Origin of the sequence: Streptomyces sp. NPDC001717 (assembly GCF_042892775.1) — a bacterium.
Lineage (GTDB): Bacteria > Actinomycetota > Actinomycetes > Streptomycetales > Streptomycetaceae > Streptomyces.
This window is the reverse complement of the sequence record NZ_JBIAUK010000003.1, coordinates 450,299-473,984: the sequence shown is the minus strand read 5'-3', so window position 1 is coordinate 473,984 and position 23,686 is coordinate 450,299. Positions and strand designations below refer to the sequence as shown.

The following is a 23,686-nucleotide window of genomic DNA, read 5'->3' as shown; positions in this document are numbered from 1 at the left end:
GTTCTGGGTGACCGTCCCGCGAACGTATGCCCCCGCCGCATGTAGTGACAGCCTGCGGAGCAGTCCACGAGTGTGATCAATGACGTGCCCACCAGCGCGTGGGGCCACGAACTCGAGAATCTGTTCCTGACGATCGGGGCCCGCTTCGGCCGGATCGAACCACGACGCCGCATGCGGGATTACATCCGCGGACTGCTGGGGCCGGTGGGGCAGCCTCGGCGGCAGCCAACTCACCAGCCTCACCTCCATCCCCATGGGCAACACCGTGCGGGTCTACGCACTCGACGAAGAGGGGACCGCGCTCAACAAGGACGCCAACTACACCACCGGACAGTGGTCCACCTGGGCCCCCATCCCCTGATCGGCACCACACCGGCAGAGCGTGTCACTCACCGGTGAGGTCGCCGTGAGCCCGTGAGCAGGGCGATGACCTGCAGTGGGGAGGTCGTGGTGAGTCACCGGTGACTCACCACGTCGGGTGTTGTCCACCCGTGATGCCGGCGGGGTGGTTGTGGTGATCGGGACGGTGAGGTCGTCGCCGTTTCGCGGGGCTTCGAGTCGACCTGTCGCTCAGTTATCGGTCTCGGCGCCGTACACCGGCCCCGGGACGTTGAGCCACAGGCGGTCCTCCCAGCGACCGTTACAGCTCGGGTGCACCTGGAACAGCGCCGCCGCCGCGTCGAAGTAGAGCGTCATGAGGGCAGCGTACTTTTGCCCGAAGGGCTGAGAGTCGTAGCCTGAGCTTTGGCTGGCACCGAGTGAGCACCCTGTCGGGCCTGGACGACCAAGCTCTGACCTCGAAGGTGCTGACCAGCAGCAGAGCCACATTGGCGCGAGGAACTACTGGAGCAAGATCATTTTTCGGAGTAGTTCGAACCCGGCTCCACCGTAGAGCTGTCGCTTGATCTTCTTGATGCGGTGAGACGGCACCCTCGATGCTGCCGGAGCTCCAGTCGAGGGTGAGGCCGGCTGTTACTGCGTCGAGGTTCCGGAGCATGTGGAGTGCAAAGCCAGTGAGGCCGGGCAGCTGGCCGGCTTCGACTGCGTCGATCCACGTGGGGAGTGAGGAGCCGAGGCGGCCGGTGAGTATCTCCCCGAAGTCCCGGACACGTCCGGCGGCCGTGTCCAGCTCGGGGCAGCGGGCCAGGACCTCAAGTAGGTCTGGCCGCGGCGGATCGCGAAGTCGTCCACGTCCGGAACCCGCGGAGTGCTGAAGCCTGGATGGGGCAGGGCCATGACCCTACGTAACAAGGTCCGCCTCGATGGGGAAGGGATCATCGGTGCCGGTGATGCCAGTCTGATGGCCGACCATGATCGTTCTCGGTGCCAACCACGGTACCGATGTTCCTACCAGTCTCACACCCGGATCAGCGGGGCAGGATGCGCAGCACTGCCTCGCGTTCGCCGCTGAGCCGCAGGCCTTGCCGTACTGCGGCGCTCAGATCGAGGTCGCCGAGCAGGGTCGCGGCGAGCAGGTGCGGCGGTCCGGTCAGGGACGCGGTGGGGTGGTCGACCCGGCCGGCGTGGGTGTGCACCGAGCCGTCCTTGACTTCGATGACCAGGTCTTCGTTGCCGTCGGCGTGCAGTTGCAGGGCGATTGCCGGCTGGTCGGGGTGGTGGTCGGTCAGTGCCCGGGCGGGCATGTCCAGCCAGTGGGTGCGGAAGGTGTCGCTGCCGCCCGGCTGACGCAACAGCGGCATGCCCCACCGGCTCAGCTCCCGCAGCACCGGCTCCAGCTCGCGGCCACGCTCGGTGAGGGAGAACAGAGTGGTGGCCACCGGCGGTGGGGCGGCCTCGCGGTGGATCAGGCCGGCTTCCTCGAGTTCGCGGAGCCGGTCGACCAGCAGGTTGCTGGCGATCCCGGGCAGCCCGTTGCGCAGGTCGGTGTGCCGGCACGGACCCAGGGCGAACAGTTCACGGACGATCAGCAGGGTCCATCGGTCGCCGACGGTGTCCAGTGTTTTCGCGATGCCGCAGTACTGCCCATAGGTGCGCATGCCACCACCCTACAACGTGGCGTTGAGATTCAAAACTTGCTTGTTGACTTTCTCAACAAGGTCGGTCTAGCGTCGCTGCCCATGACCCCAACCCTTTCCGTGCGTCGGCTGGCCTGGGCCGGCGTCGAGATCCGTCTCGGCGACACCCGTCTTCTGATCGATCCGCTCGAGAACGTCGCTCCGCTGGCGCCGGTGATGGGGCCGCCGCACCGGCCGGTCGACCCGGTCGATACCCCGCCCGGCACCCACGCCCTCATCACCCACCTGCACCCCGACCACTACGACCACGACCTGATCGCCCGGATCGCGGCCACTGGCACGATCGGCTGCCACACCCCGAGCGCTGCGGCGCTGCACGAGGTGGGCATCACCCCCGTCGCCCAGGACCTGGGCCAGTCACGCCGCATCGGAGAGCTGACCGTCACCCCGGTGACCTCGCTGGACTGGCGCGGCAACGACTGCGACCAGGTCGCCTGGGTCGTCGAAGGCGCCGGCCGGCGGATCATCCACTGCGGCGACACCCAGTGGCACGGCAGCTGGTGGCAGATCGCCCGCGACCACGGCCCGTTCGACGTCGCGTTCGTCCCGGTCAACGGCGTCATCGCCCACTTCGAGGGCTACGCGGCCAACGTCCCGGCGACCATGACCCCCGAGCAGGGCGTCGAGGCCGCCGTCGCACTCGGCGCCGGCGCCGTCTGCGCCATGCACTACGGCCTGTTCCACAACCCGCCGTTCTACACCGAACAACCCGACATCGAGCGGCGCTTCCAGCACGCCGCCGACGAGCGCGGCATCACCGCGGCCATCGTCGCCGACGGCCGGCCCGTCCTGTGACCATCAGAAACAAGGAGCAACATATGAAGATCGTCCTGTTCGGTGCCAGCGGCAACATCGGCCGACCCACCACCGAGGAACTACTGCGTCGCGGCCACACCGTCACCGCGGTCACCCGAGCCGGCCACGTCGACGGACTCGAGCACAAGGCCCTGACCGTGACCACCGGTGACGTCACCGACGCCGCCGCGGTCGCCGGCCTCGCCGCCTCCCACGACGCCGTACTGTCGGCCGTCGGCCCCCGGATCGGCCAGGAGAACGACCGCGCCACGATCGTCGGTGCCACCCGTGCGCTGATCGACGGACTCCGCCGAGCCGGCGTCACCCGCCTGGTCACCATCGGCGGTGCCGGTAGCCTGCGCACGCCGACCGGCGCCCGGGTCATGGACGACCCGGACTTCCCCGCGCTGTGGAAGGCCAATGCCGAGGCCCAGTCCGAGGCGCTCGACCTCTACCGCGGCGTGCACGACCTCGACTGGACGTACGTGTCACCCGCCGCGGTCATCGGAGCGGGCGAGCGGACCGGGGCCTACCGCAGCGCCGGGGACACCCTGCTCACCGACGACGACGGCAACAGCCGCATCTCGTACGCCGACTACGCGATCGCCCTGGCCGACACGATCGAGAGCGGCACCGCGATCCGCCGCCGCATCACCGTGGCGTACTGAGCCATGAGCAACGACGCCGCCGGCCGGCAAACCCGACTCATCGTCCTGCTCGCAGCGCTCGTGGCCCTGGGACCACTGTCCATCGACGGCTACCTGCCCGGACTGCCGGACCTCGCCGGCGACCTACGCGCCGGCGCCGCGGCCACCCAGCTCACCATCACCGCCTGCCTGGCCGGGCTGGCCATCGGGCAGCTGATCGCCGGGCCGCTGAGCGACACCTACGGCCGGCGGCGTCCGTTGCTGGCGGGCCTCGCCCTCTACACGATCGCCAGCGCGCTCTGCGCGGTGGCGCCCGACGTCCGGACCTTCGTCGGCCTACGCCTGGTTCAGGGCATCGGCGGGGCGTTCGGCATCGTCATCGCCAACGCCATGGTCCGCGACCGCACCTCCGGAACCCGCACCGCACGTCTCTTCTCCGCACTGACATTGATCACCGGCCTGGCGCCGGTGTTCGCGCCGGTCCTCGGCGGCCAGCTACTGCGCGTCACGGCCTGGCCGGGGATCTTCGTGAGCCTGGCCGTACTCGGCGCCGTGATGCTGGCCGCCTCCGCCGCAGGACTGCCGGAGACCCGGTCCTCCGCGTCACGCCAGCCACTGCCGGCTGTCGTCGGGCAGCTGCTCAGTGACCGGGTCTTCACCGGGTACGTCCTGGCCAACGGCCTGGTCTTCGCGGCGATGTTCGCCTACATCTCCGGCTCGCCGTTCGTCCTGCAGGAGATCCACGGCCTGTCACCGCAGCAGTACAGCGCCGTGTTCGCCGTCAACGCCGCCGGACTCATCGCAGCCGCCCAGATCAGCGGCCGGCTGGTGGCCCGGGCCGGCGCTCGCGTACTGCTGCTCGCCGGTCTGCTGGGCGCGACAGCCGGTGGTACCACGGTCCTGGGCGCGGTGCTGACACGGGCACCCCTGCCCGTGCTCCTGCTCGGCCTGTTCGTCCTGGTCTCCAGCGTGGGCCTGGTCATGCCGAACGCCGCGGCCCAGGCCCTGGCCGACCACGGCGGACACGCCGGGTCGGCGGCCGCTCTGCTCGGCTTCAGCCAGTTCATGTTCGGCGGGGCACTTGCTCCGCTGGCCGGCGCGGGTGGCGCCACCGACGCCTTGCCGATGGGAATCATCGTCGCCGTGCTGCCGGCGCTCGCTCTGCTCACACTCGGCGTCCTCACCCGGTCGATGCCCGGTGAGCACACTCGCAGGCCGGCTCGCCAAGGACGTGCCGGCCACCGGCGACCTCGCCGGCACATCGATCGCAGACGAGCCGACATCCAGTGAATCGGGCCAGCGTCTGGCGAACAGGATGATTCCGCGATCAGCGTGCCAGACGTACCACGACGGTCGGGTGCAGCGACGCCCCTCACTCCTCGGGGCCGGTGAGCTTGGCGGCCTTCCGAGCCGCCGCTTCCGCCTTCGTCCGCGCCTTCGCGGCCGCTCGGCCCGCCTCCTTCAGGCCGGCGGCCGCATCCACGCTCGCAGCACGCGCCGTCTCCAGCCGCTCCCCCGCAGCCCGTGCGTCGTCCTCGGCCGCCACCACGTCCACGCCCGCGCGGTCCGCCGGCTCCTGCGCGGCAGCCTGCGCCGCCTCCAAGCGCTCGGCCTCCGCCGCCGTCTCGGCTGCCTCCGCCTGCGCCGCCCTCGCACGTTCACGGCGCGCCTGCGCCGCACGCCCTTCGGCATCCGGTTTCGGCGGCTGCACTTGCTCCTTGGCCGGTACGGCGGGCCGGACCGTCCGCCGAGGAAAGGCAGCGCCGGGCGCCGACTCCAGACCGGTGAAGCCCACCGCGGCGTCCGGGGCCTTCACCAACCGGCCCGCCTCCCACAGGGACGCCGTATCAGCGTCGGCAAGGACCGCGTGCAGGATCTGCTCGACCTCGTGCAACACCGGCTCACTCACCGCCTGCCCAGCCTCCACGGCCAGAGCGCGCGCCGTACGCGCGAGGCGCCCGATCACCACATGCTGGTCATGCGACAGCTTCCGCAACTGCTCGGCATCCAACGTCTGGTGCGCGGTACGCAGCGCCTCGCCGGGCTGGACAAGGCCGGCCCCTGCGGTCAATACCTGCGGCGCCGGGGCATCCGGCACACGATCCCGGAGAAGACCGACAGCCAGGCCGCCCGCCTACGCAAAGGCTCACGCGGCGGACGGCCACCCGGCTGCGACCAGGACCGGCACAAGAAGCGCAACACCGTCGAACGGGCCATCAACCGGCTCAAACAGCACCGGGCGGTGGCCATCCGCTACGACAAACGCCGTTACGTCTGCCTCGGCACCGCAACTGCCAAAGCCCTCATCAGCTGGCTCCGAACATGATCGGCCGGACACATCCTAGTAGGGCTTTGTTAGCTGGTCTTGTCACGGTGGGTGTCTGGTAGTTCGCTGGTTGTATGAGGGTTGGGGAACTTGCCGCGTGTCGGGGCCGGTTGGAGGAATTCGCCTCCGAGGTGTTCGCGCCGCTGGTGCGGCGGGATCAGCGTGAGAAGGGCGCCTTGTATCTGCGGGGGCTGCTGCTGGACGGCCGCCGCAAGTCGATGCAGCCGATGGCCGAGCGCCTCGGGATCGATCACCAGCAGTTGCAGCAGTTCATGACGACCTCGACCTGGCCGGTCGGGGAAGTCCGGGCCCGCCTGGCCTGGCGGGCGGTGCGGGCGGTGCGGCCGCAGGTGTGGGTGGTGGATGACACCGGTTTCCCCAAAGACGGCCGTTCCTCGCCCGGGGTGGCCCGGCAGTATTCCGGCACTCTGGGGAAGGTCGGCAACTGCCAGATCGGCGTGAGTGTTCATGCCGCTTCCGACACCGCTTCGTGCCCGCTGGCCTGGCGTTTGTTCCTGCCCGAGTCATGGGACGGCCCGGAGGCGGCCGGACGTCGCCAGGCATGCCGGATCCCCGAGGGCGAGCATCACCAGCCGAAATGGCGCCTCGCCCTGGACATGCTCGACGAACTCGCCTCGATCGGGCTTCGGCCCGCCGTCCTGGTCGCGGACGCGGGTTACGGCGCGAACGCGGACTTCCGCCACGGCCTGGAGGACCGCGGTCTGGCTTACGTGCTGCAGGTCAAGGGCGAGATGACGGCCCACGCGCAGAGCGCCGAACCTCACCAGCCCGCCTATGGCGGGCTGGGCCCACGGCCGCTGCCGCGTTACCGCTCCCGCCCGGTCTCCCTGCGGGAGCACGTGCTGGCCGCCGGGCGGGAACACGGGAGGGCCCTGGTCTGGCGCAAGGGCTCCAAAGCGGCCCTGAGCTCCCACTTCGTGCTCCTGCGAGTCCGTCTCGCCGGCCGCCGGCCGAAACCGGCCAAGGACGGCACGATCCCGCTGACCTGGCTGATCGCCCAGTGGCCGGAGGGCGAGGACGAGCCGGTGAAGTACTGGATCTCGAACCTGCCCGCCGACATCCCCGCCAAGGACCTGGTCCGCCTGGCGAAGGCACGCTGGCGGATCGAGCACGACTACCGGGAACTGAAGACCGCCTTGGGCCTGGACCACTTCGAGGGCCGCTCGTTCACCGGCTGGCACCGCCACGTCACCCTCGTCACCGCCGCCCACCTCTTCCTGACCGAACAGCGGAGGAGCCCAAAAGCCCCTGCCAGGGCCTGACCCTCTATCAGGCCCTGGACCTCCTCCAACACCTCATCGCCACCTGGACCGGAACCTGCCCCACCTGCCGACAACCCACCCGGCAGCCCTACGACACGAGCTAACAAAGCCCTACTAGGGCTTGTCCGCCCCCGCACGCAGCGGTTCCCGGTCCAGGACGCTCCGCTCCCGCTCCGTCAGCTGGGGCCCGTCGAGCAGGGGACGGCGCAGGCCGCGGACTGCCGCGAGGAGGACGTCGGGGCTGCCGAGGACCGCGGCCGGCTTCTTCATCGCCATCACTTCCGTCAGCGCCCGGACCACGAGGAAGTTGCCGATCGCGGTGCGGTTCAGGCGCTGGACGTACCGCGCCGCGAGCCGGTCGCCCAGGGTGGGGGCCTTGCCCACCGCGTCCGGGTAGAAGCGGTCCTGGCCCACGGCCAGGAGCCAGGCCGCGGAGGCCGGTCCGGCGATGGCCTTCTGGGCCTGCCGGGCGAATTTCGGCGCGTCGACCGGGGTCTTCGCCGCGGTGTCGCGCAGGGCCAGCGCGCCGAGCGCCGCCGCGGACATGCCGTGCCCGTAGACCGGGTTCAGGCTGGTCGCCGCGTCGCCGAGGACGACGAACCCCGAGGGCATCGGGGCCTTCTCGTACAGTCGCTGCCGGTTGGCCGTCCGGCCGTAGACGGCCACCTCGCCGATCGGCTCGGCACGGGCCAGGAAGTCGGCGGCCAGTGGGTGGCGCACCCCTCGGGCGAACTCCTCGAAGAGCTGCTCGTCGCCGCTCGGCTCCCCACCGCGGGTACCGGAGAGGCTGACGTGCCACTGGCCGTCCTCGATGGGGATGACGGAGACCACCTGGCCGGGCGTGCCGAGCCGCGGGTCCGCCTGGATGTTGACGACCGGCCAGTCGGACCCGGCGCCCTCCGGCGCCCGGTAGCGGCGGCTGGCGTAGCGCACGCCGGCGTCCACGACGGTCTCCTCGACCACGGGACCGCCGATCCCGGCGAGCCACTCCGGGGCCTTGGAGTCACGGCCCGTCGCGTCGACCACGAGGTCCGCGTCGATGACCTCCTCCTCCCGGGCCTCGTCGAGGACCCGGACGCCGGTCACCTCGGACCCGTCGCCGACCAGCCCGGCGATGCGCACGCCGGTGCGGATCCGTACGTTCGGGTGGGCGGCCCGCAGTTCGGTGCGCACCCCCCAGTCGACGAGGTCGCGGCTGGCGCCGATCAGGTAGTGCGTCTCGGTCCAGCGTCGGAACCAGCCGGCCGGGGAGTACGAGACCATCCCGTTCGGGATCGGGATCCGGTGGGCGCCGGCCGCCAGCCAGGTGGCGGTGGTGCCGGGGAGCAGTTCCTCGATGGCGTCGGCCCCGCCCGACCACAGCATGTGGGCGTGGGCGGCCTGCGGCAGCCTCGGTCGGGGGGACGCGGTCTCGGGAAGCACGGTGTCCCGTTCGACGACGAGGACCTCCGCCACGTGCGGCGCCAGGGCCGCGGCGGCGAGGGTGCCCGCCAGTCCGCCGCCGAGGACGACGGCTCGGAGTCTGCCGGAAGGGTTCTGGGTCATCGTGCACTGCTCTCTAGTACGGCTGCTTCACGGGTGGCTCGGACGACGGCGGACCTCGACAGGGCCCGGGACAGGCGCACGAGCCCGCGGGCGCTGTTGGCGGAGGCGAGCAACGGTCCGTCCCCGGCGTGCTCCGCGGGCGCCTCGGACTGTCCGGCCGCGTGCCTGCTCCACATGACCACGGCGTGGGCCAGCACGGCGGCGTCCGCGATGACGGCCGCCTCCTCGTCGGAGGGGGCCGTCTTGCGCGCCTCGGCGAGCGAGAGTTCCCGTACCTCGGGGCTGAGGAAGGGGTGGACGCTGAGGATGCCGTCGTAGATGTCGGATTCGATCTGCGTCACCCGTACTTCGATGGGTGTCGAGATTCCGCCGGCCAGGTTGATGCTGTGCCGGGTCGCCGCCCGCAGCTCGCGCCAGGCGGGCTGCAGCTGGTGGTAGCGGCGCCACATCCCGGCGTAGTCCATGAGACGTTGGGACAGCAGCGGCAGGACGAAGCCGATGCCGATCAGCAGTGCCGAGACGGCGGCGATCGGCGGGGCGATCGGCCAGCTCAGCCGGTCCAGGTCGTGATCGGTCCAGCGGGCGCCGAGCGCGGTGAACTTCAGCCCGTCGTACACCAGGTTGAGGATGTAGCCGATGACGATGAAGATCAGGCCGGCCCGCAGGGGGCCGTGCACCACGCGCGCCCAGCGGGAGCACAGCACGGTCATCGTGACGGCGGCGGTGGTGTGCGCCACCAGGTACAGGACGATCATCTCTCGGATGTAGGGCGTGTTCGCGTAGTACGTGTCGAGGTCGACCAGCCGCTCTCGCGGGGCGTCGCCCAGTACGAAGAGCCCGTTGATCGCGGCGATGACCGCGACGGTGGCCCAGTTGCAGCGGCGGGACCAGCGGGCGGCCCGTTCCGCGTCCTCGGGACCGCTGCTCCAGCGGATGATGAGGACCAGATTGGCCCCGGAGAACCCGGTCAGGATCGTGTACACGACCGGTGCGGCCGCGTTCGGTATCCCGGTGAACCGGTTGATGGCGGCGATGGACGGGACCGCGGCCGTGGCGAAGACGCCGGCGGCCGCGAAGAGCAGCACGCACACGGAACGCAGCAGCTCGTCCTTGGGATTGCGCCACAGCGGGGGCAGCTTCAGGAAGCCCGCGAGCAGCAGCAGCGCCCCCGGGATGTAGAAGGCCGCGCCATTGGGCTCGTTCATGCCGCCGCCCCGCGCGTTCCGGCGGTGAAGCCGGTGCCCGGCCGTCCGGGCACAAGGCTGTTCATGCGCATGACTCCCTCACTGGGCGGCAGCTGCCGCCCGCGGCGTCGCCGGCTCCTCATGGTCCCCACCCCCTCGCTCCCGTTCACTTCTGCTGCTCGTCGTCGCTCATGATGAAATCCAGCAGGTCCCGCATCTTGGCCAGGGTTTCCGGGGCGCCCCGGAACGCGATCGACCGGAGTTGGTACCGCTCCTTGAGTTCCCGCAGGTCCTCCAGTTGACGGGCCTGCTCGCTCGCCAGCCGTTCCTCCAGCGCCCGGTTGAGCGCCTGGGACGGCGTCGCGGTGAGGAAGCCGCGCGGGACCTTGAAGAAGTCCTCGATGCGGGCGGCCAGTTCCAGGCTCGGCACCTTGCGGCCCTTGAGGAGTTCACCGACCCACTGGGGCGTGACGCCCGCGCCGTCGGCGATCTCGGCCTGGGAGTGCTGGAGCCCGTCCGGGCGGCGGCGGGTCTCCCGGAGGAAGTCGAGCCGCTGCGCCACCTGCTGTTGGAAATCGGTCTCGTACAGGGTCTGGCCTCGCAGGCCGGCGCGTACGACGCTCTCGGGCAGGCCGGTGCTCAGCGACAGTGGTGTCGGGTCGAGGACCGCGGCCCCGTCGAGGTCGGCCTTCTCGATCAGCTCTTCGAGGAGTCCCAGGCTCTTCAGGTGCGGGGCACCCTCGTCGGTCACGGATCCTCCTGACGGTGGTGACCGCGGTCCTCGTACGACGGTTCGAGGACAGCACTCGGACCGGACACACCGCCCGGACCTGCGAAACCTTAGATCAGAATGACGATCGATTCCACAGTTGAAACGATCGTTTACCCTCGACTCGTCCGTTTCAGCGGGTGGTTCGGGAGCGCCGGGGCGAAGTCGGGCCGGTCGGGCGGGTCCGCGGCCCGGCGGTCGACGGCCCACAGCAGCGGCCCGCACCGTGCGGTGGCGGTCGCGTGGAGCAGGGCCCGCCAGTCGAGCACCGTCTCGGGTCCGGCGGCCAGGGTGGTGCCGGGGACGACGAACAGCACGGGCAGCAGCCGTGGCCCGGCCCGGCCGAGGGCTCCGGCGGCGGCGGTCCAGGGGCCGCGCTCGCCGTCCGCGGGCAGGGCCAGTCCGACGAGGACCGCCCCGAACACGTCGGTGAGCCCGAACCGTTGGGTGGCGGCGGCCGCCGGGGCCCCGACGGCGAGCACCGCGAGTGCCGTCGCGAAGCCGTCCCGGCCCGGGGGCAGGCCGACGGCCAGGGCCGGCAGGACCCAGGTGACGGCGTCGATGGAGACGGCGGAGGCCGGCGCGAGCCGCCCGGTCGTCGTGTGCCGCATCTTGCGGTCGGCGAGGATCCCGGCGAGCACGATCCCGGGCGGGCCGGTCGGCTGGAATTCAGGACCGGCCCGCACGGGCCGCGACCGCGTGCAGCCACCACCTTCCGCGTGTCGGCCAGTTGTCCTGATTTCGGCTCGTTCGTGAGGAGCACGAAGTCCCGCCCTCCGGGATGATTCGCCCCGTCCGCGCGTGCAACAGGGTGGTGGGACATACGACTTCGCCCTCCAGACCGAAGGGAAGGAACGGCCACGTGCGCATGAAACGCCTCGCACCGCTGCTCGCCACCACCGCTCTCCTCGCCACCACCGTGCCCCTGCTCTCCGCGACCGGCGCCTGGGCGGCCGCCCCCGCGCAGGAGTCCGGGCAGCAGAAGCCCGCATGGCACCGTTGCAGCCCCGAGCAGCCGGCCTCGTACGAGTGCGCCACGCTCAAGGTCCCGCTCGACCACCGGCGCCCCCAGGGGCGCACCATCGACCTCGCGATATCCCGCGTCAAGAGCGAGAATCCGGCCAAACGGCACGGTGTACTGCTGCTCAACCCCGGCGGCCCCGGCGGTTCCGGGCTCGACCTGCCGCTGATGATGGACGAAGCGATGCCCAAGGACGTACGCGACCAGTACGACCTCATCGGCTTCGATCCGCGCGGGGTCGGCGCGAGCAGTCCCCTCTCCTGCGGACTGACCGACGCCGAGAGGCCCATAGACCGCCCCTACCACCCGGAGGGCTTCTCCTCCGACGTGGCGTGGGCGCGGACGGTCGCCGAGAAGTGCCGTGAGAAGGCCGGCGACGTGCTGCCGTACATCACCACCCGCAACACGGCCCGCGACATGGACGTGATCCGCGCGGCGCTGGGCGAGCGCAAGCTCTCCTACGTGGGCTATTCGTACGGGACCTACCTCGGCGCGGTGTACACGCAGATGTTCCCGCAGCGCACCGACCGCTTCGTGCTCGACAGCGGGGTGGACCCGCAGCAGATCTGGCGGGGCATGCTCCAGCAGTGGGCGACGCAGGCCGAGCCCGCCTTCGCCCGGTGGACGAAGTGGGCGGCCGAGCGTTCGGCCGAGTACGGGCTCGGCGACAGCCCGGAGGCGGTGTCCGCCGGCTTCTGGGGGCTGGTGGCGCGCGCCGACCGGGAGCCGATCGAGTTCGAGGGCGTCAAGGTCACGGGCGACGTCATCCGGGCCGCGCGGGCGGTGTTCTTCTACCCGGCCCAGGCCACCCCGATGGTCGCGGCCCTCAAGGCGGCGGCCGAGGGCAAGCCGCTCCCGGCGGGTGCCTCGGCCGCGGAGGTGAAGCGGCTGCTCACGGGCGGGAGCGGCGCCGCCGCACCGGCCTCGGACAACGACGTCTCGGTGTTCTGGTCCGTGGTGTGCGGGGACACGGGCACGTGGCCGCGCTACCCGGAGCAGTACGAGCGTGACGCGGTGAGGGACAAGGCGAAGTACCCGCTGTACGGGGACTTCGCGTCCAACATCAAGCCGTGCGCCTTCTGGAACCGGCCCGTGGAGGCCGCGACCCCGATGCGGACGCGGGCGAACGTGCTGACCGTGCAGAACGAGTGGGACTCGCAGACGCCGCTGACCAGCGGGCAGGGCCTGCACCGGGCGCTGAACGGCTCGCGGATGGTGCTGGTGGAGGGCGGCGAGGGCCACGGCGTGTACCTGGCGGACCCCAACTCCTGCGCCAACGCGCACGTGAACGCGTACCTGGCCACGGGCCGGCTGCCCGACCGGGACGTGACCTGCCGGAACCCGGCCCCGCAGCCGCCGGCCGCTAAAGCCCGGCCCGGTTCCCCGGTTCCGTCGGGTCCGCTGCCCTTCCCCGCCGGACCCGGCCGCTTCTGACCGGACCCTCCCCGTACGGACCCCGCTGCGCATCGGCCCGGCCGCCGCGCAGCGGGGTCAGCAGTGCTCCGCCGAGGATCAGCAGGCACAGCGCGCCGCCGGCCAGGCTGATCGCGGGGACGCCGTGGCGGGCGGCCAGCGCCGTGAGCACGGCCGCGCCGATGGGGCCCGAGGCGTTGTGCACCGTCCAGAAGGCGGAGGTGACGCGGCCCAGCAGGTGGTCCGGGGTGACCTCCTGACGCAGGGTCATGGTGCAGACCCCGCCGAGGGTGCTGCCGAACATGAACACCGCGGACAGCACGGCGATCACCGGCACGCTCCCGCTGATCCCGATGCCGGCGACCGACACCGCGATCAGGGCCGGCGCGGCGGGCCAGCAGACGCCGATGCCGAGGACCCGGCGCAGCCGCCCGGCGGCGAGGGCCGCGACGGCGGACCCCGCCCCGCCCGCGGCGATGACGTAGCCGAGGGTGACGGAGTCCCTGCCGAGGTCCTCCTCGACGTGGAAGACCAAGAGGTCGGTGGCGCCCATGGTGACGAAGGTCAGCAGGGTCAGCTGGATGGTCAGCGGGCGCAGCAGCGGGTGGCCCCACAGGAAGCGGAAGCCGACGACGAACATCTCCCGCAGCACCTCCCCGCCGGCCGCCGGCCGCTTCCCGGACGGCTCCGCCGGTTCCGCCGGCTCCGGCGACCCCAACGGCCCGGACGGCGCGGACGGCCGGTGGAAGGTCACCCAGCGGAGGCTGACGGCGGAGACGAGGAAGGTGGCCCCGTCGACCGCGAGCGCCCAGTCGGGGCCGACCCCGGCGGCGATGAACCCGGCCGCGGCCGGCCCGAGCAGGGTCCCCAGGGCGAAGGTGCCGAACAGGCGCCCGTTGGCGGTGGTCAGGTCCTCGGGGCGCACCAGTTGCGGCACCGCCGTCACGTACGCCACGTCGAAGAGGGTCCTGAGCACGCCGACGACGGCGGTCAGTACGTACAGCACCCAGATCCGGGGCCCCGCCCACCAGACCAGCGGCAGCGCGCCGAGCAGCACCGCCCGCGTCAGATCGCAGACGATCATGAGCCGACGGCGGTCCACCCGGTCCACCACGTATCCGGCGAACAGGCCCGTGCCGATGCCGGTGGCGCCCGAGACGACGGTGATGAGGCCCATCTGCACGATGGACCCGGTGGCGTCGAGGACGAGCAGCGGCAGCGCGAGCAGCGAGATGGATCCGCCGAGGACCGAGAGCGCCTGGCCGAGCCAGAAGACGTTGAAGTTCTTGTTCCCCCGCACACCGGGACGCTAGTGGCCGGAATCCCGGACTGTCACTTGCTTTTCCCCGGCATGCGGAGGGGGCGGGAATGCCCTAGCCGAGCAGCGCGTAGACGGTGGACGCCGTGGCGGCCGGCTCGTCGGAGCCGTCGGGGGTCAGGATGATGTCGGCGAAGGCCATCCGCTTGCCGAGCTTGGTGACCCGTACCCGGATGATCACGTCGGCGCCGACCACCGGGCGTTGGAAGCTGGTCGACTGCTGGACGGTGGTCATCGGCCCGTACGCGCCGCGCGCGGCGGAGATCGCGATGACGGTGGCGGTGTCGGCGGCCGCCATCATGGCCTGCCCGCAGAGGCCGCCGCCGTCCCGGGCCAGTTCGTCGGACCAGGGCAGCCGCAGTACGGCGTGCCGCTCGCCCGTCTCCTGGACGGTGAGGCCGAGGGCGAGCACCCAGGGGGCGAAGTGGTGGCTGAGGATCTTGTCTGCGTCAGCGGGGGAGAACGTCACCGGGCGATTGTGGCGGCCCCGCCGGGCCGCCACAATCCCCTTTCGGCCGTCACGGGTCAAAGCGTGGCGGCCAGCTCCGTGCCCTGGCGGATGGCCCGCTTGGCGTCGAGCTCGGCGGCCACGTCGGCGCCGCCGATCAGGTGCGCCTCGACGCCGGCCGCGCGCAGCGCCTCGTACAGGTCGCGGCGCGGCTCCTGTCCGGTGCACAGGACCACCGTGTCGGCGGGTACGAGGTGCTGCTCTTCACCGACGGTGATGTGCAGGCCCTCGTCGTCGATGCGGTCGTACGCGGCGCCGGCGACGGAGACGACCCCGCGGTGCTTCATCTCGGCGCGGTGGATCCACCCGGTGGTGGTGCCGAGGCCGGCGCCGACCTTGGTGGTCTTGCGCTGCAGCAGGTGGACCTTGCGCGGCGGCGCGGGGCGCTCGGGCTTGGCGAGCCCGCCGGGTCCGGCGTACGAGGTGTCCACGCCCCAGTGGCGGAAGTACACGTCGGGGTCCTGGGAGGCGCCTTCGCCGCTGTCGGTGAGGTACTCGGCGACGTCGAAGCCGATGCCGCCGGCGCCGACGACGGCCACGTGCTCGCCGACGGGGGCGCCGCCCTGGAGCACGTCGAGGTAGTTGACGACCTTGGGGTGGTCCACGCCCTCGATCTCCGGGGTGCGGGGGGTGACTCCGGTGGCGACGACGACCTCGTCGTAGCCCTGGAGCGTCTCGACGTCGGCGCGGGTGTTCAGCCGGACCTCGACGCCGCTCTCGGCGAGCTGGGTGCCGAAGTAGCGGATGGTCTCCTCGAACTCCTCCTTGCCGGGGACGCGTCGGGCGATGTCGAGCTGGCCGCCGATGTGGCCGGAGGCCTCGAAGAGCGTGACGGCGTGGCCGCGGCCGGCGGCGGAGACGGCGCAGGCCAGACCGGCCGGGCCGGCGCCGACGACGGCGACGCGCTTCTTCAGCTTCGTCGGGGAGAGCACGAGTTCGGTCTCGTGGCAGGCCCGCGGGTTGACCAGGCAGCTGGTGATCTTGCCGCTGAAGGTGTGGTCCAGGCAGGCCTGGTTGCAGCCGATGCAGGTGTTGATGGTCTCGGGGCGACCGGCGGCGGCCTTGGCCACGAAGTCGGCGTCGGCGAGGAAGGGCCGGGCCAGCGACACGAGGTCCGCGCGCCCGTCGGCGAGGAGTTCCTCGGCGATCTCGGGGGTGTTGATGCGGTTGCTGGTGACGAGGGGGACGGAGACCGCGCCCATCAGCCGCTTGGTGACCCAGGTGTAGGCGCCGCGCGGGACGGAGGTGGCGATGGTGGGGATGCGGGCCTCGTGCCAGCCGATGCCGGTGTTGATGATGGTGGCGCCGGCCGCCTCGACCTCCTTGGCGAGCCGCACGACCTCTTCGAGGGTGGAGCCGCCGGGGATCAGGTCGAGCATGGAGAGGCGGTAGACGAGGATGAAGTCCTCGCCGACGGCCGCGCGGGTACGGCGGACGATCTCCAGCGGGAAGCGCATGCGGTTCTCGTAGGCGCCGCCCCAGCGGTCGGTGCGCTTGTTGGTCGCGGCCGCGATGAACTCGTTGATCAGGTAGCCCTCGGAGCCCATGATCTCGACGCCGTCGTACCCGGCGAGCTTGGCGAGGCGGGCGGCGCGGACGAAGTCCTCCACGGTGCGCTCGACCTCGACGTCGGTGAGCTCGTTCGGGACGAAGGGGCTGATGGGGGCTTGGATCGCGCTCGGCGCGACCAGGTCCTTGTGGTAGGCGTAGCGCCCGAAGTGCAGGATCTGCATGGCGATCCGGCCGCCTTCGGCGTGCACGGCGTCGGTGATCACCCGGTGTTCGGCGGCCTCGTCCTCGGTGGTGAGGCGGGAGCCGCCCTCGAAGGGCCGGCCCGCGTCGTTGGGCGCGATGCCACCGGTGACGATGAGCCCGGCGCCGCCGCGGGCGCGCTCGGCGTAGAAGGCGGCGAGGCGCTCGAAGCCGCCCTCGTGCTCTTCGAGGCCGGTGTGCATGGACCCCATGATCACGCGGTTCGGCAGGGTGGTGAAGCCGAGGTCCAGGGGGCTCAGCAGGTGCGGGTACCGGCTCTGGGAACTCATGAGGGGGCGCCTCCTCGCGCGGGGGTGATGAACCTGTTCTAGCGAGGGGAGCCCCGTTTTGCAACTAAGTGCAAAACAGCTGGGGCCCGCCTCCCCCGGATTCCCCGGGAAGGCGGGCCCCGGCTGTGGCGGAGTTCACGCCGCCCGTATCGCCGAGATCCGGCGGACGAGGACGACGGGTCGACCCGGGCGGCCAGGGTGAGCAGCCGGGCCGCGGCGCGTACTGTCGGCCGGATGGCAGAACACCACACCCTCACGGTGAACGGCGTCCGGCTGGCGTACCGGGTGGCCGGACCGCCCGGCGGCGACCCGCTGCTCCTGCTGCCGGCGCTGGGCCGGACCTCGGACGACTGGGCCCTGGTGGGCGACGCGCTCGCGCGGGACCGCCGGGTGTACGCCCTGGACCTGCGCGGCCACGGCCGCAGCGAGTGGACCGGCACGTACTCGCCGGCGCTGATGCGCGACGACGTGTTGGGGTTCCTGGACGCCGTCGGCCTGGACCGGGTGGACCTGGTCGGCCACTCGATGGGCGGCGTGGTCGCGCACCTGGTCGCCCAGCACAGCCCGTGGCGGGTGGTCCGGCTGGTGCTGGAGGACACCCCGGCGCCGCTCCCCCGCGAACCGGTGGCCCCGGTGCGGCCCGAAGGCGAGCTCGCCTTCGACTGGGCGATGGTGCTCGCGGTCCGGCCGCAGCTCGACCGCCCCGACCCGTCCTGGCTGGAGGGCCTGTCGCGGATCACGGCCCCGACCCTGGTGGTGGCGGGCGGCCCCGACAGTCACGTCCCGCACGAGGGCATCGCCGAACTCGTCCGCCGGATCCCGGACGCCCGGCTCACGACGATCCCGGTCGGCCACCTGGTGCACGCCGCCGCTCCCGAGGAGTTCACCGCGGCGGTCACCTCCTTCCTGGCCGACGTACCGGACGCCGAGATCGCCCGGCGCCGGCTCGCCGAGGACGGCATCACCCAGACCGGGCCCGACGCCTGGTACGACGCGGAGCCGCCCGCCCGGAACCTCGCCGGGGAGGACCTGTGCAACGATCTCGGTTCGATGGCCTTCACCGACGAACGGCTCGACCTGGCGGGCAGGTTGCGGGTGGCGCTCGGGCTGATGGACCTGCTCGGCGGTCACTCCCTGGTGACCCACCAGGTCCACGCGGCCCATCTCGGGCCCGAGGGACCGTTGCCGGCGGAGCTGCTCTGGGGCGGCTACCGCCGCAGGCTCGAAGCCGTCCGGGAGTACCCCGCGATCACCGACTCCCTCTGGTACGACTGGTTCGAGGTCTGGCACACCTCCGAGGAGGCCTTCGCCGAGGTCCTCGGCAACGACCGCGACCGGCTGCTGCCCGGCGCCCCGGAGCCGCTGCTGCGCCGGGCGCGCCGGGTGCTGGAGTGTTCCGGCCCGGTGCCGTGGAAGGCCAAGGCCGCCACCTACGAGGCGGCGGCGCGGGTGCCCGAGCTGCGCCCTGCCGTCTTCCGTGCCCTGCGTGCCGGTTACCACGACGTCTACGGGAACCTCGAACCGGAGCCCGCGCTGGGCCTGTTGGACCGGCTGGGGCTGCCCGCCGACACCGAGCACCTGCCCGCGCTGCGGCGGGTGCTCGCCGCGGGACACCGCAACCACTACCGCAGCCCCGAGGCCTGGAGGGCGGCGACGGCGCCCGGTGCCTGACCGGTGGATCAGGCGCGACGCAGGCGGACCGTGACGATCTGGAACGGGCGCAGGGTGAGGGCGACCGTGCCGTCCGGGGCCGCGGCCCCCACGGCCGTGCCGTCCAGGGGCCGTTCCAGCAGGTCGCTCTCGACGGCCGCCGCGATGGGGAAGCCCGCCGTCAGGGTGGCCCGGGCGCGGCCGCCCAGGGATTCGTAGAGGCGGACGATGACGTCGCCGCCGCGGTCCTCGGCCAGTTTGACCGACTCGACGACGACCGCGTCGTCGTCGACGGAGAGCAGCGGGGGCACGACGCCCGCGCCCCGGACCACCCGCTCCGGCAGGTTCAGCGCGTGGCCCTCGCGGACCGCGTCGCCGATGCCGGCGCCGGGGGCGAGGGAGAACCGCAGGGTGTGCCGGCCCTGGTCGGTCTCCGGGTCCGGGTAGCGCGGGGCGCGCAGGAGGGAGAGGCGGATCGTGGTGGTCTGGCCTCCGTCGGCCCGTACGTCACGGGTGACGTCGTGGCCGTGGGTGGAGTCGTTGAGCAGGGCCACGCCCCAGCCGGGCTCCTCCGCGTGGATCCAGCGGTGGGCGCAGATCTCGAACTTGGCGGCCTCCCAGGAGGTGTTGGTGTGCGTGGCCCGGTACACGTGTCCGAACTGGGTCTCGGAGGCGGTGCGTTCGGCCTTCACGTCCAGCGGGAAGGCGGCCTTCAGGAACTTCTCCGTCTCGTGCCAGTCCACGTCCGTGACGATGTCCACCGTCCGCGAGCCCGCCCGGAGGGTGACCCTCTGCACCACCGACGAGGAGCCGAAGGAGCGGGTCACGGCGACGGTCGCGCAGGCGGGGCCCGCGTCGTCGAGCACCAGGGAGTCCACGCCCACGAGGTCGGTGACCTTGTTGCGGTAGAACTCGTCGATGTCCCACGCGTCCCACATGTTCGGGAAGTCGGGGTGGATCTGGAGCAGGTTGGCGGCGGCGCCCGGGGCGACCGACTCCCGGTCCGATTCGAGGTCGTACGCCGAGACGATCAGGCCCCGGCCGTCGATCTCCACGGCCAGCCGCCCGTTCCCGAGGACGTACCCGCCACCGGGCCGTTCACCGGACGTGACCGGCGGCTGCCCGTGCCCGGGCGGGCGGCCCGCGCCGCCGGCCGGGATGCCGCGCCGGGTGTGCGGGGCGCAGTTGAAGACCAGTTCCTCCGTGCCCGGCCCGGCCAGCGCCTGCTGGGCGGCGAGGGTGATGGCCCGGAGTTCCTCCCGTACCCGCTCGTACGTCTCGCGTGCCTCGCGGTGCACCCAGGCGATGGAGGAGCCCGGCAGGATGTCGTGGAACTGGTGCAGCAGGACCGTCTTCCAGATCCGCTCCAGGTCCTCGTACGGGTAGGCGAAGCCCGGGACCCGCGACGAGGCCGTCGCCGACCACAACTCGGCCTCGCGCAACAGGGACTCGCTGCGCCGGTTGCCCTGTTTGGTCTTGGCCTGGGAGGTGTAGGTGCCGCGGTGCAGCTCCAGGTAGAGCTCGCCGGTCCAGACGGGCGCGTCCTCGTACTCGGCGTGGGCCTTCTCGAAGAAGGAGTCCGGGCGCTCGATCTCCACCCTCGGGGAGCCTTCGAGGTTCCGCTGCCGCTCGGCGCGGGCGAGGTGCTCACGGGTGGGTCCGCCGCCGCCGTCACCCCACCCGAAGGGGGCCAGCGAGCGCGAGCCCCGGCCCTTCTCCCGGTAGTTGCGTGCGGCGTGCGCCATCTGCGCGGGGCCGAGGTCGGAGTTGTAGGTGTCCACGGGCGGGAAGTGGGTGAAGACGCGGGTGCCGTCGATGCCCTCCCACCAGAAGGTGTGGTGGGGGAAGCGGTTCACCTGCGACCAGGAGATCTTCTGCGTCAGGAACCACTTCGATCCGGAGAGCGCGACGATCTGCGGGAGTGCGGCGGAGTAGCCGAAGGAGTCGGGCAGCCAGACGGTGCGCGTCTCGATGCCGAACTCCTCCAGGAAGAACCGCTTGCCGTAGAGGAACTGGCGGACCATCGCCTCGCTGCCCACCATGTTGGTGTCGGACTCCACCCACATGCCGCCGACGGGCACGAAGCGGCCCTCCCCGATCCTCTTCTTGACCCGCTCGAAGAGTCCCGGCCGGTGGGACTTGATCCAGTCGAATTGCTGCGCCTGCGACATGGCGAAGACGAACCCGGGGTGCTCGTCCATCAGACCGACCACGTTGGAGGCGGTCCGGGCGACCTTGCGCACCGTCTCGCGCAGCGGCCACAGCCACGCCGAGTCGATGTGGGCGTGGCCGACCGCGGTGATCCGGTGCGCGGAGGCTTCGGCGGGGGCGGCCAGCGCGCCGGCGAGGCGTTCGCGCGCGGCGGCCGCCGTGCCGGGCACGTCCGCGAGGTCCACCTCGTCGAGCGCGGAGCCGATGGCGCGCAGGATCCCGTACCGCCGGGCGTCCTCGGTGTCGAGCTGCGTCATCAGGTCGTGGAGCACTTCGAGGTCCTGGACCAGTTCCCAGACCTCGGTCTCGAAGACGGTGAGGTCCATCCGGGCGAGCCGGTAGAGGGGCCGGTCGCCGCAGGTCAGCCGGTCGCCCTCGAAGGTGGCCGTCTGGTCGACCAGAACGGGGTTGGAGGCGGCCTCCACGTACCACTCGACCCGCTCGCCCCCCACCGCCCGGTCGGCCACGCGCACCCAGTCGCTGTACGGGTTCAACCCCTTGATCTCACCGCCGTCGGCCCGGTGGACGAGGCCCTCGCACTGGAAGCCGGGCATCATCCGGTCGAAGCCGAGGTCGAGGACGGCCTCCACGGTGCGGCCCGCCCACTCGGCGGGGACGGTACCGGTGACCTTGAACCAGGTCGTGCCCCAGGCCGGTCCCCACGCGTCGCCGGGGGCGCAGGGTCCGTAGGGCGCCGCCAGGCCCTCGGCCACGGGGACGGGTTCGCCGGGGGCGTCCCACCGCTCGACGGTCAGCGGAACGCGGTGCGAGCGGACGGCGGGCTTGATGCGCTCGCCCAGGACCCTGCGGAGACGGTGTTCGGTGATGCCGCGGTCATCGTGCATGGGGAGTCGGTTCCCTCCCGGATCCGATCCGATACCTCCGAAGACCTCCCCGAAGAGCGGCGTGCGCCGCCGAAGGAGCAGACGGCCCTGATCCCGGGCACCCACGGGGTGAAGCCCTGCCCTTCGCGGGAGTGCGGCTGAACCGCGGGCGGGTGCCCCGCCGGGATCCCGGTTGTGCGAGCGGTGTTCGAACGTCTAGGTTTCCCCGGTAACGGCGTGTAGCTCAGCAGCCAGAGCACCGACTTGCTCAGTCGGAGGGCGCAGGGGCGGAACCTGCCACGCCGACCATGGACACCATCGATCCTCTCGTGCACCTGCCGCCACCCGAGCTCTTCGCCCACTGCCTCACGGACGAAGGCCTCGCCCGGCTGCGCTCCTTGCTGGACAGCGGACGGTACGAGGTGCGCACGCCCGAGGAGGCCGCGCTGCCCGTCGTGGCCTGGCTGCTGCGCGCCGGGGAGGCCGCCGCGGCGGCCGGACTCGTCGACGAGCTGCGGCCCCACGCCCACGAGGTGCGGTTCGCCCCGCGGCCCGCGGAGCTGCCCTCCCCCGGCCCGGAACTCGTGCACCGGCGTACCGTCGGCGAGGCCGCCGCCCTGCTGGCGCGCCGGGGGCCCGACGCCGCCGTCGAGGCACAACGCGAGGCACTGACGGTGTGGCGGCCGTACGAGGACGAGCTGCTCGCCCACTGGCGGCGCGCGGACGCCCACGGCCCGGAGTGGACCGCCGACGGCGCGGCGCTGCTGGAGCGGTACCGGTCCCTCGCGGCCGTGCACACCCGCTGCACCAAGCACCTGGACCCCAAGTCGAACGCCGCCGTCCTGCGCGGCGCCCTGGAAGGGGCCCTCGCCGGGCGCACGCCCTCGCCCCGGGCGGCGGGCCTGCTGCGGCACGCCCTCGGCTCGATGGCCGCAAAGCGGGAGAAGGAGAGGCAGCCGTACCGGGAGCGGCCGGCGCACCACGAGCTGGCCGCACTGGTGCTGCGCAGGCTCTCCGCCCACCCGGTGGACCGGGGGCTGCCGAGGGAGGCGGTCGAGGCGCTCGTCGGCCCCGTGACCGCCGAGGAGTCCCGGGACGGCAACCTGCCCGCCGGGACCCCGATCCCGTCCTCGGTGCGCGCGATCGCCGCGAGCGTCCTCGACGCGCCCGTGGAGGTCCTGCTGGAACGCGGGGCGATCCCCTCCGCCGAGGTGCTCGCCGAGCTGGCCTCCCAGGTGATCGCCGCGTACGACGCGCAGGGCTACGCCGACGCCTCGCTGCGCACGCTGATCGCGGCCGCCCACCGGTCCTCCCGGTCCCGGTACAGGGGCTACTGGATCCCCGCGTACCACGTGCCGGTGTCCGAACTGCCCTGGGTCCGGGCGGTCGACCGGTGGCACCGGCAGGAGCCGGCGGCGCGGGCCCGCGCGACCCTGACCCGGCTGGCCGAGACCTCGCTGGCGGCCTTCCCCGGCACCGGGCTGCCCGTCCTCCTCCTGGGCGAGCTGTCCCGGATCTCGGACCGGGCGGAGCCGGCGACGGAGCTCCTGCTGGAGCCCTTCGCGAACGACTTCAGCGGGGCGGCCTCGCCGGCCCTGCTGGACGCGGCCCGGCACGCCGCCGAGCTGCTGCGCGGCACCGTGTACGAGCGCTACCACGGCATCGACTTCGCCGCGGTGCGGGACATGGCCGAGACGGACGACCTGGAAGGCCTCGCCCAGTTGTGCGCCGATCGTGCCGGCCGTCCCGTGCTCGTGCCGCAGCCCGCCCACTGGCGGGCGCGCCCGGCCCTGTCCCGGGACCCGGCCGTCATCGAACAGGCCCGCATCCTGACCACGTTCAACCTCGCCACGCTGGTCCGCGAAGCGGGCGTCAGCCCGGGGCCCGGCTGGGCGGCGCTGGCCCGGGCCGCCTTCGCCGAGGCGAGCGCCCCCGCCGCCACCGCCAAACGGACCGCCCGCGCCTGGCGGCACCTGCTGTTCCACCTCTCGCTGTGCGACCGCGCCGAGCAGACCCTCGTACTGGCCTGGATCGACGCGGAGGCCGCCCGGCTCCCCGCACGCGCGGCCGCCCGGATCGCCCTGCCCCTGGCCCAGCTCCGGCTCGTCACGTAG

Annotated in this window: 18 protein-coding genes, 1 tRNA gene and 1 pseudogene; 9 read left to right on the top strand and 11 right to left on the bottom strand. The window is 72.2% G+C overall.

Features of this window, described 5'->3' with window-relative positions; translation table 11 throughout:
• Positions 1–570 precede the first annotated feature (570 nt).
• Together ACFYZL_RS09460 and ACFYZL_RS09455 are read right to left on the bottom strand one after the other, a co-directional pair.
• On the bottom strand, positions 571–696 hold the full coding sequence (locus ACFYZL_RS09460; RefSeq protein WP_388677535.1) for a hypothetical protein: 126 nt from the start codon (positions 694–696) through the stop codon (positions 571–573).
• A gap of 671 nt (positions 697–1,367) precedes the next feature.
• Complete coding sequence (locus ACFYZL_RS09455) at positions 1,368–1,997, bottom strand: winged helix-turn-helix transcriptional regulator (RefSeq protein WP_384746483.1); 630 nt, start codon at positions 1,995–1,997, stop codon at positions 1,368–1,370.
• Positions 1,998–2,078: 81 nt separating this feature from the next.
• Here ACFYZL_RS09455 and ACFYZL_RS09450 point away from each other — a divergent pair, with 81 nt between their 5' ends.
• From ACFYZL_RS09450 to ACFYZL_RS09440, 3 genes are read left to right on the top strand one after another with little or no spacing between them, the layout of a single operon-like run.
• Positions 2,079–2,831: an MBL fold metallo-hydrolase gene (locus ACFYZL_RS09450; protein ID WP_388677532.1), complete on the top strand. Its 753-nt coding sequence runs from the start codon at positions 2,079–2,081 to the stop codon at positions 2,829–2,831.
• 23 nt (positions 2,832–2,854) lie between these two features.
• Complete coding sequence (locus ACFYZL_RS09445; RefSeq protein ID WP_388677529.1) at positions 2,855–3,499, top strand: NAD(P)-dependent oxidoreductase; 645 nt, start codon at positions 2,855–2,857, stop codon at positions 3,497–3,499.
• A gap of 3 nt (positions 3,500–3,502) precedes the next feature.
• Positions 3,503–4,768, top strand: a complete 1,266-nt coding sequence (locus ACFYZL_RS09440; RefSeq protein ID WP_388677526.1) for a multidrug effflux MFS transporter — start codon at positions 3,503–3,505, stop codon at positions 4,766–4,768.
• 82 nt (positions 4,769–4,850) lie between these two features.
• Here ACFYZL_RS09440 and ACFYZL_RS09435 read toward each other — a convergent pair whose 3' ends face one another.
• On the bottom strand, positions 4,851–5,375 hold the full coding sequence (locus tag ACFYZL_RS09435) for a hypothetical protein (RefSeq protein WP_388677523.1): 525 nt from the start codon (positions 5,373–5,375) through the stop codon (positions 4,851–4,853).
• A 171-nt stretch (positions 5,376–5,546) separates the two neighbouring features.
• Here ACFYZL_RS09435 and ACFYZL_RS09430 point away from each other — a divergent pair.
• Together ACFYZL_RS09430 and ACFYZL_RS09425 are read left to right on the top strand one after the other, a co-directional pair.
• Positions 5,547–5,804 (top strand): annotated as a pseudogene (locus tag ACFYZL_RS09430) (IS5/IS1182 family transposase); the annotation flags it as partial.
• Positions 5,805–5,878: 74 nt separating this feature from the next.
• Entirely contained in the window at positions 5,879–7,087 is a 1,209-nt protein-coding gene (locus ACFYZL_RS09425; protein ID WP_388677520.1) for an IS701 family transposase, read from the top strand.
• A 114-nt stretch (positions 7,088–7,201) separates the two neighbouring features.
• Here ACFYZL_RS09425 and ACFYZL_RS09420 read toward each other — a convergent pair whose 3' ends face one another.
• The 4 genes from ACFYZL_RS09420 to ACFYZL_RS09405 all read right to left on the bottom strand — a co-directional run bounded on the left by ACFYZL_RS09420 (position 7,202) and on the right by ACFYZL_RS09405 (position 11,271).
• Positions 7,202–8,632 carry an NAD(P)/FAD-dependent oxidoreductase gene (locus ACFYZL_RS09420; protein ID WP_388677517.1) on the bottom strand — a complete coding sequence of 477 codons (1,431 nt, stop codon included), beginning with the start codon at positions 8,630–8,632 and terminating at the stop codon, positions 7,202–7,204.
• Entirely contained in the window at positions 8,629–9,837 is a 1,209-nt protein-coding gene (locus tag ACFYZL_RS09415) for an MAB_1171c family putative transporter (protein WP_384747410.1), read from the bottom strand. Before ACFYZL_RS09415 ends, ACFYZL_RS09420 begins: the two co-directional genes overlap by 4 nt.
• Before the next feature lie 145 nt (positions 9,838–9,982).
• The gene (locus tag ACFYZL_RS09410) at positions 9,983–10,567 is read right to left on the bottom strand and encodes a helix-turn-helix transcriptional regulator (RefSeq protein ID WP_384747407.1); all 585 of its coding nucleotides are present in this window, start codon (positions 10,565–10,567) and stop codon (positions 9,983–9,985) included.
• A gap of 131 nt (positions 10,568–10,698) precedes the next feature.
• On the bottom strand, positions 10,699–11,271 hold the full coding sequence (locus ACFYZL_RS09405; RefSeq protein WP_388677513.1) for a hypothetical protein: 573 nt from the start codon (positions 11,269–11,271) through the stop codon (positions 10,699–10,701).
• 182 nt (positions 11,272–11,453) lie between these two features.
• Between ACFYZL_RS09405 and ACFYZL_RS09400 the strand changes: the two genes are divergently transcribed.
• Positions 11,454–13,040, top strand: coding sequence for an alpha/beta hydrolase (locus ACFYZL_RS09400; protein WP_384747415.1), 1,587 nt, complete (start codon positions 11,454–11,456; stop codon positions 13,038–13,040).
• Here ACFYZL_RS09400 and ACFYZL_RS09395 read toward each other — a convergent pair.
• From ACFYZL_RS09395 to ACFYZL_RS09385, 3 genes are all read right to left on the bottom strand, one after another.
• Entirely contained in the window at positions 12,970–14,319 is a 1,350-nt protein-coding gene (locus ACFYZL_RS09395; protein WP_388677510.1) for an MFS transporter, read from the bottom strand. The two genes, ACFYZL_RS09400 and ACFYZL_RS09395, sit on opposite strands and share 71 nt — an antisense overlap.
• Positions 14,320–14,392: 73 nt before the next feature.
• Entirely contained in the window at positions 14,393–14,806 is a 414-nt protein-coding gene (locus ACFYZL_RS09390) for a PaaI family thioesterase (RefSeq protein ID WP_384747399.1), read from the bottom strand.
• Positions 14,807–14,862: 56 nt separating this feature from the next.
• On the bottom strand, positions 14,863–16,887 hold the full coding sequence (locus tag ACFYZL_RS09385; RefSeq protein ID WP_388677506.1) for an FAD-dependent oxidoreductase: 2,025 nt from the start codon (positions 16,885–16,887) through the stop codon (positions 14,863–14,865).
• Positions 16,888–17,121: 234 nt separating this feature from the next.
• Here ACFYZL_RS09385 and ACFYZL_RS09380 point away from each other — a divergent pair, with 234 nt between their 5' ends.
• Positions 17,122–18,558: an alpha/beta fold hydrolase gene (locus tag ACFYZL_RS09380; protein WP_388677503.1), complete on the top strand. Its 1,437-nt coding sequence runs from the start codon at positions 17,122–17,124 to the stop codon at positions 18,556–18,558.
• 8 nt (positions 18,559–18,566) lie between these two features.
• On the opposite strand, the gene ACFYZL_RS09375 is transcribed toward ACFYZL_RS09380, so the two are convergent.
• On the bottom strand, positions 18,567–21,593 hold the full coding sequence (locus tag ACFYZL_RS09375) for an alpha-mannosidase (RefSeq protein ID WP_388677500.1): 3,027 nt from the start codon (positions 21,591–21,593) through the stop codon (positions 18,567–18,569).
• Positions 21,594–21,805: 212 nt separating this feature from the next.
• Here ACFYZL_RS09375 and ACFYZL_RS09370 point away from each other — a divergent pair.
• Together ACFYZL_RS09370 and ACFYZL_RS09365 are read left to right on the top strand one after the other, a co-directional pair.
• Positions 21,806–21,881, top strand: a tRNA-Ser gene (locus ACFYZL_RS09370).
• Positions 21,881–23,686 (top strand): hypothetical protein, encoded by a 1,806-nt coding sequence (locus ACFYZL_RS09365; RefSeq protein WP_384747389.1) that lies wholly within the window; start codon positions 21,881–21,883, stop codon positions 23,684–23,686. Before ACFYZL_RS09370 ends, ACFYZL_RS09365 begins: the two co-directional genes overlap by 1 nt.

What these genes read in the sequence shown, in the direction of transcription:
- ACFYZL_RS09460 (WP_388677535.1), bottom strand. Translation starts at nt 696, where the DNA reads ATGACGCTCTACTTCGACGCGGCGGCGGCGCTGTTCCAGGTGCACCCG.
- ACFYZL_RS09455 (WP_384746483.1), bottom strand. Translation starts at nt 1,997, where the DNA reads ATGCGCACCTATGGGCAGTACTGCGGCATCGCGAAAACACTGGACACC.
- ACFYZL_RS09450 (WP_388677532.1), top strand. Translation starts at nt 2,079, where the DNA reads ATGACCCCAACCCTTTCCGTGCGTCGGCTGGCCTGGGCCGGCGTCGAG.
- ACFYZL_RS09445 (WP_388677529.1), top strand. Translation starts at nt 2,855, where the DNA reads ATGAAGATCGTCCTGTTCGGTGCCAGCGGCAACATCGGCCGACCCACC.
- ACFYZL_RS09440 (WP_388677526.1), top strand. Translation starts at nt 3,503, where the DNA reads ATGAGCAACGACGCCGCCGGCCGGCAAACCCGACTCATCGTCCTGCTC.
- ACFYZL_RS09425 (WP_388677520.1), top strand. Translation starts at nt 5,879, where the DNA reads ATGAGGGTTGGGGAACTTGCCGCGTGTCGGGGCCGGTTGGAGGAATTC.
- ACFYZL_RS09420 (WP_388677517.1), bottom strand. Translation starts at nt 8,632, where the DNA reads ATGACCCAGAACCCTTCCGGCAGACTCCGAGCCGTCGTCCTCGGCGGC.
- ACFYZL_RS09415 (WP_384747410.1), bottom strand. Translation starts at nt 9,837, where the DNA reads ATGAACGAGCCCAATGGCGCGGCCTTCTACATCCCGGGGGCGCTGCTG.
- ACFYZL_RS09400 (WP_384747415.1), top strand. Translation starts at nt 11,454, where the DNA reads ATGAAACGCCTCGCACCGCTGCTCGCCACCACCGCTCTCCTCGCCACC.
- ACFYZL_RS09385 (WP_388677506.1), bottom strand. Translation starts at nt 16,887, where the DNA reads ATGAGTTCCCAGAGCCGGTACCCGCACCTGCTGAGCCCCCTGGACCTC.
- ACFYZL_RS09380 (WP_388677503.1), top strand. Translation starts at nt 17,122, where the DNA reads ATGGCAGAACACCACACCCTCACGGTGAACGGCGTCCGGCTGGCGTAC.
- ACFYZL_RS09375 (WP_388677500.1), bottom strand. Translation starts at nt 21,593, where the DNA reads ATGCACGATGACCGCGGCATCACCGAACACCGTCTCCGCAGGGTCCTG.
- ACFYZL_RS09365 (WP_384747389.1), top strand. Translation starts at nt 21,881, where the DNA reads ATGGACACCATCGATCCTCTCGTGCACCTGCCGCCACCCGAGCTCTTC.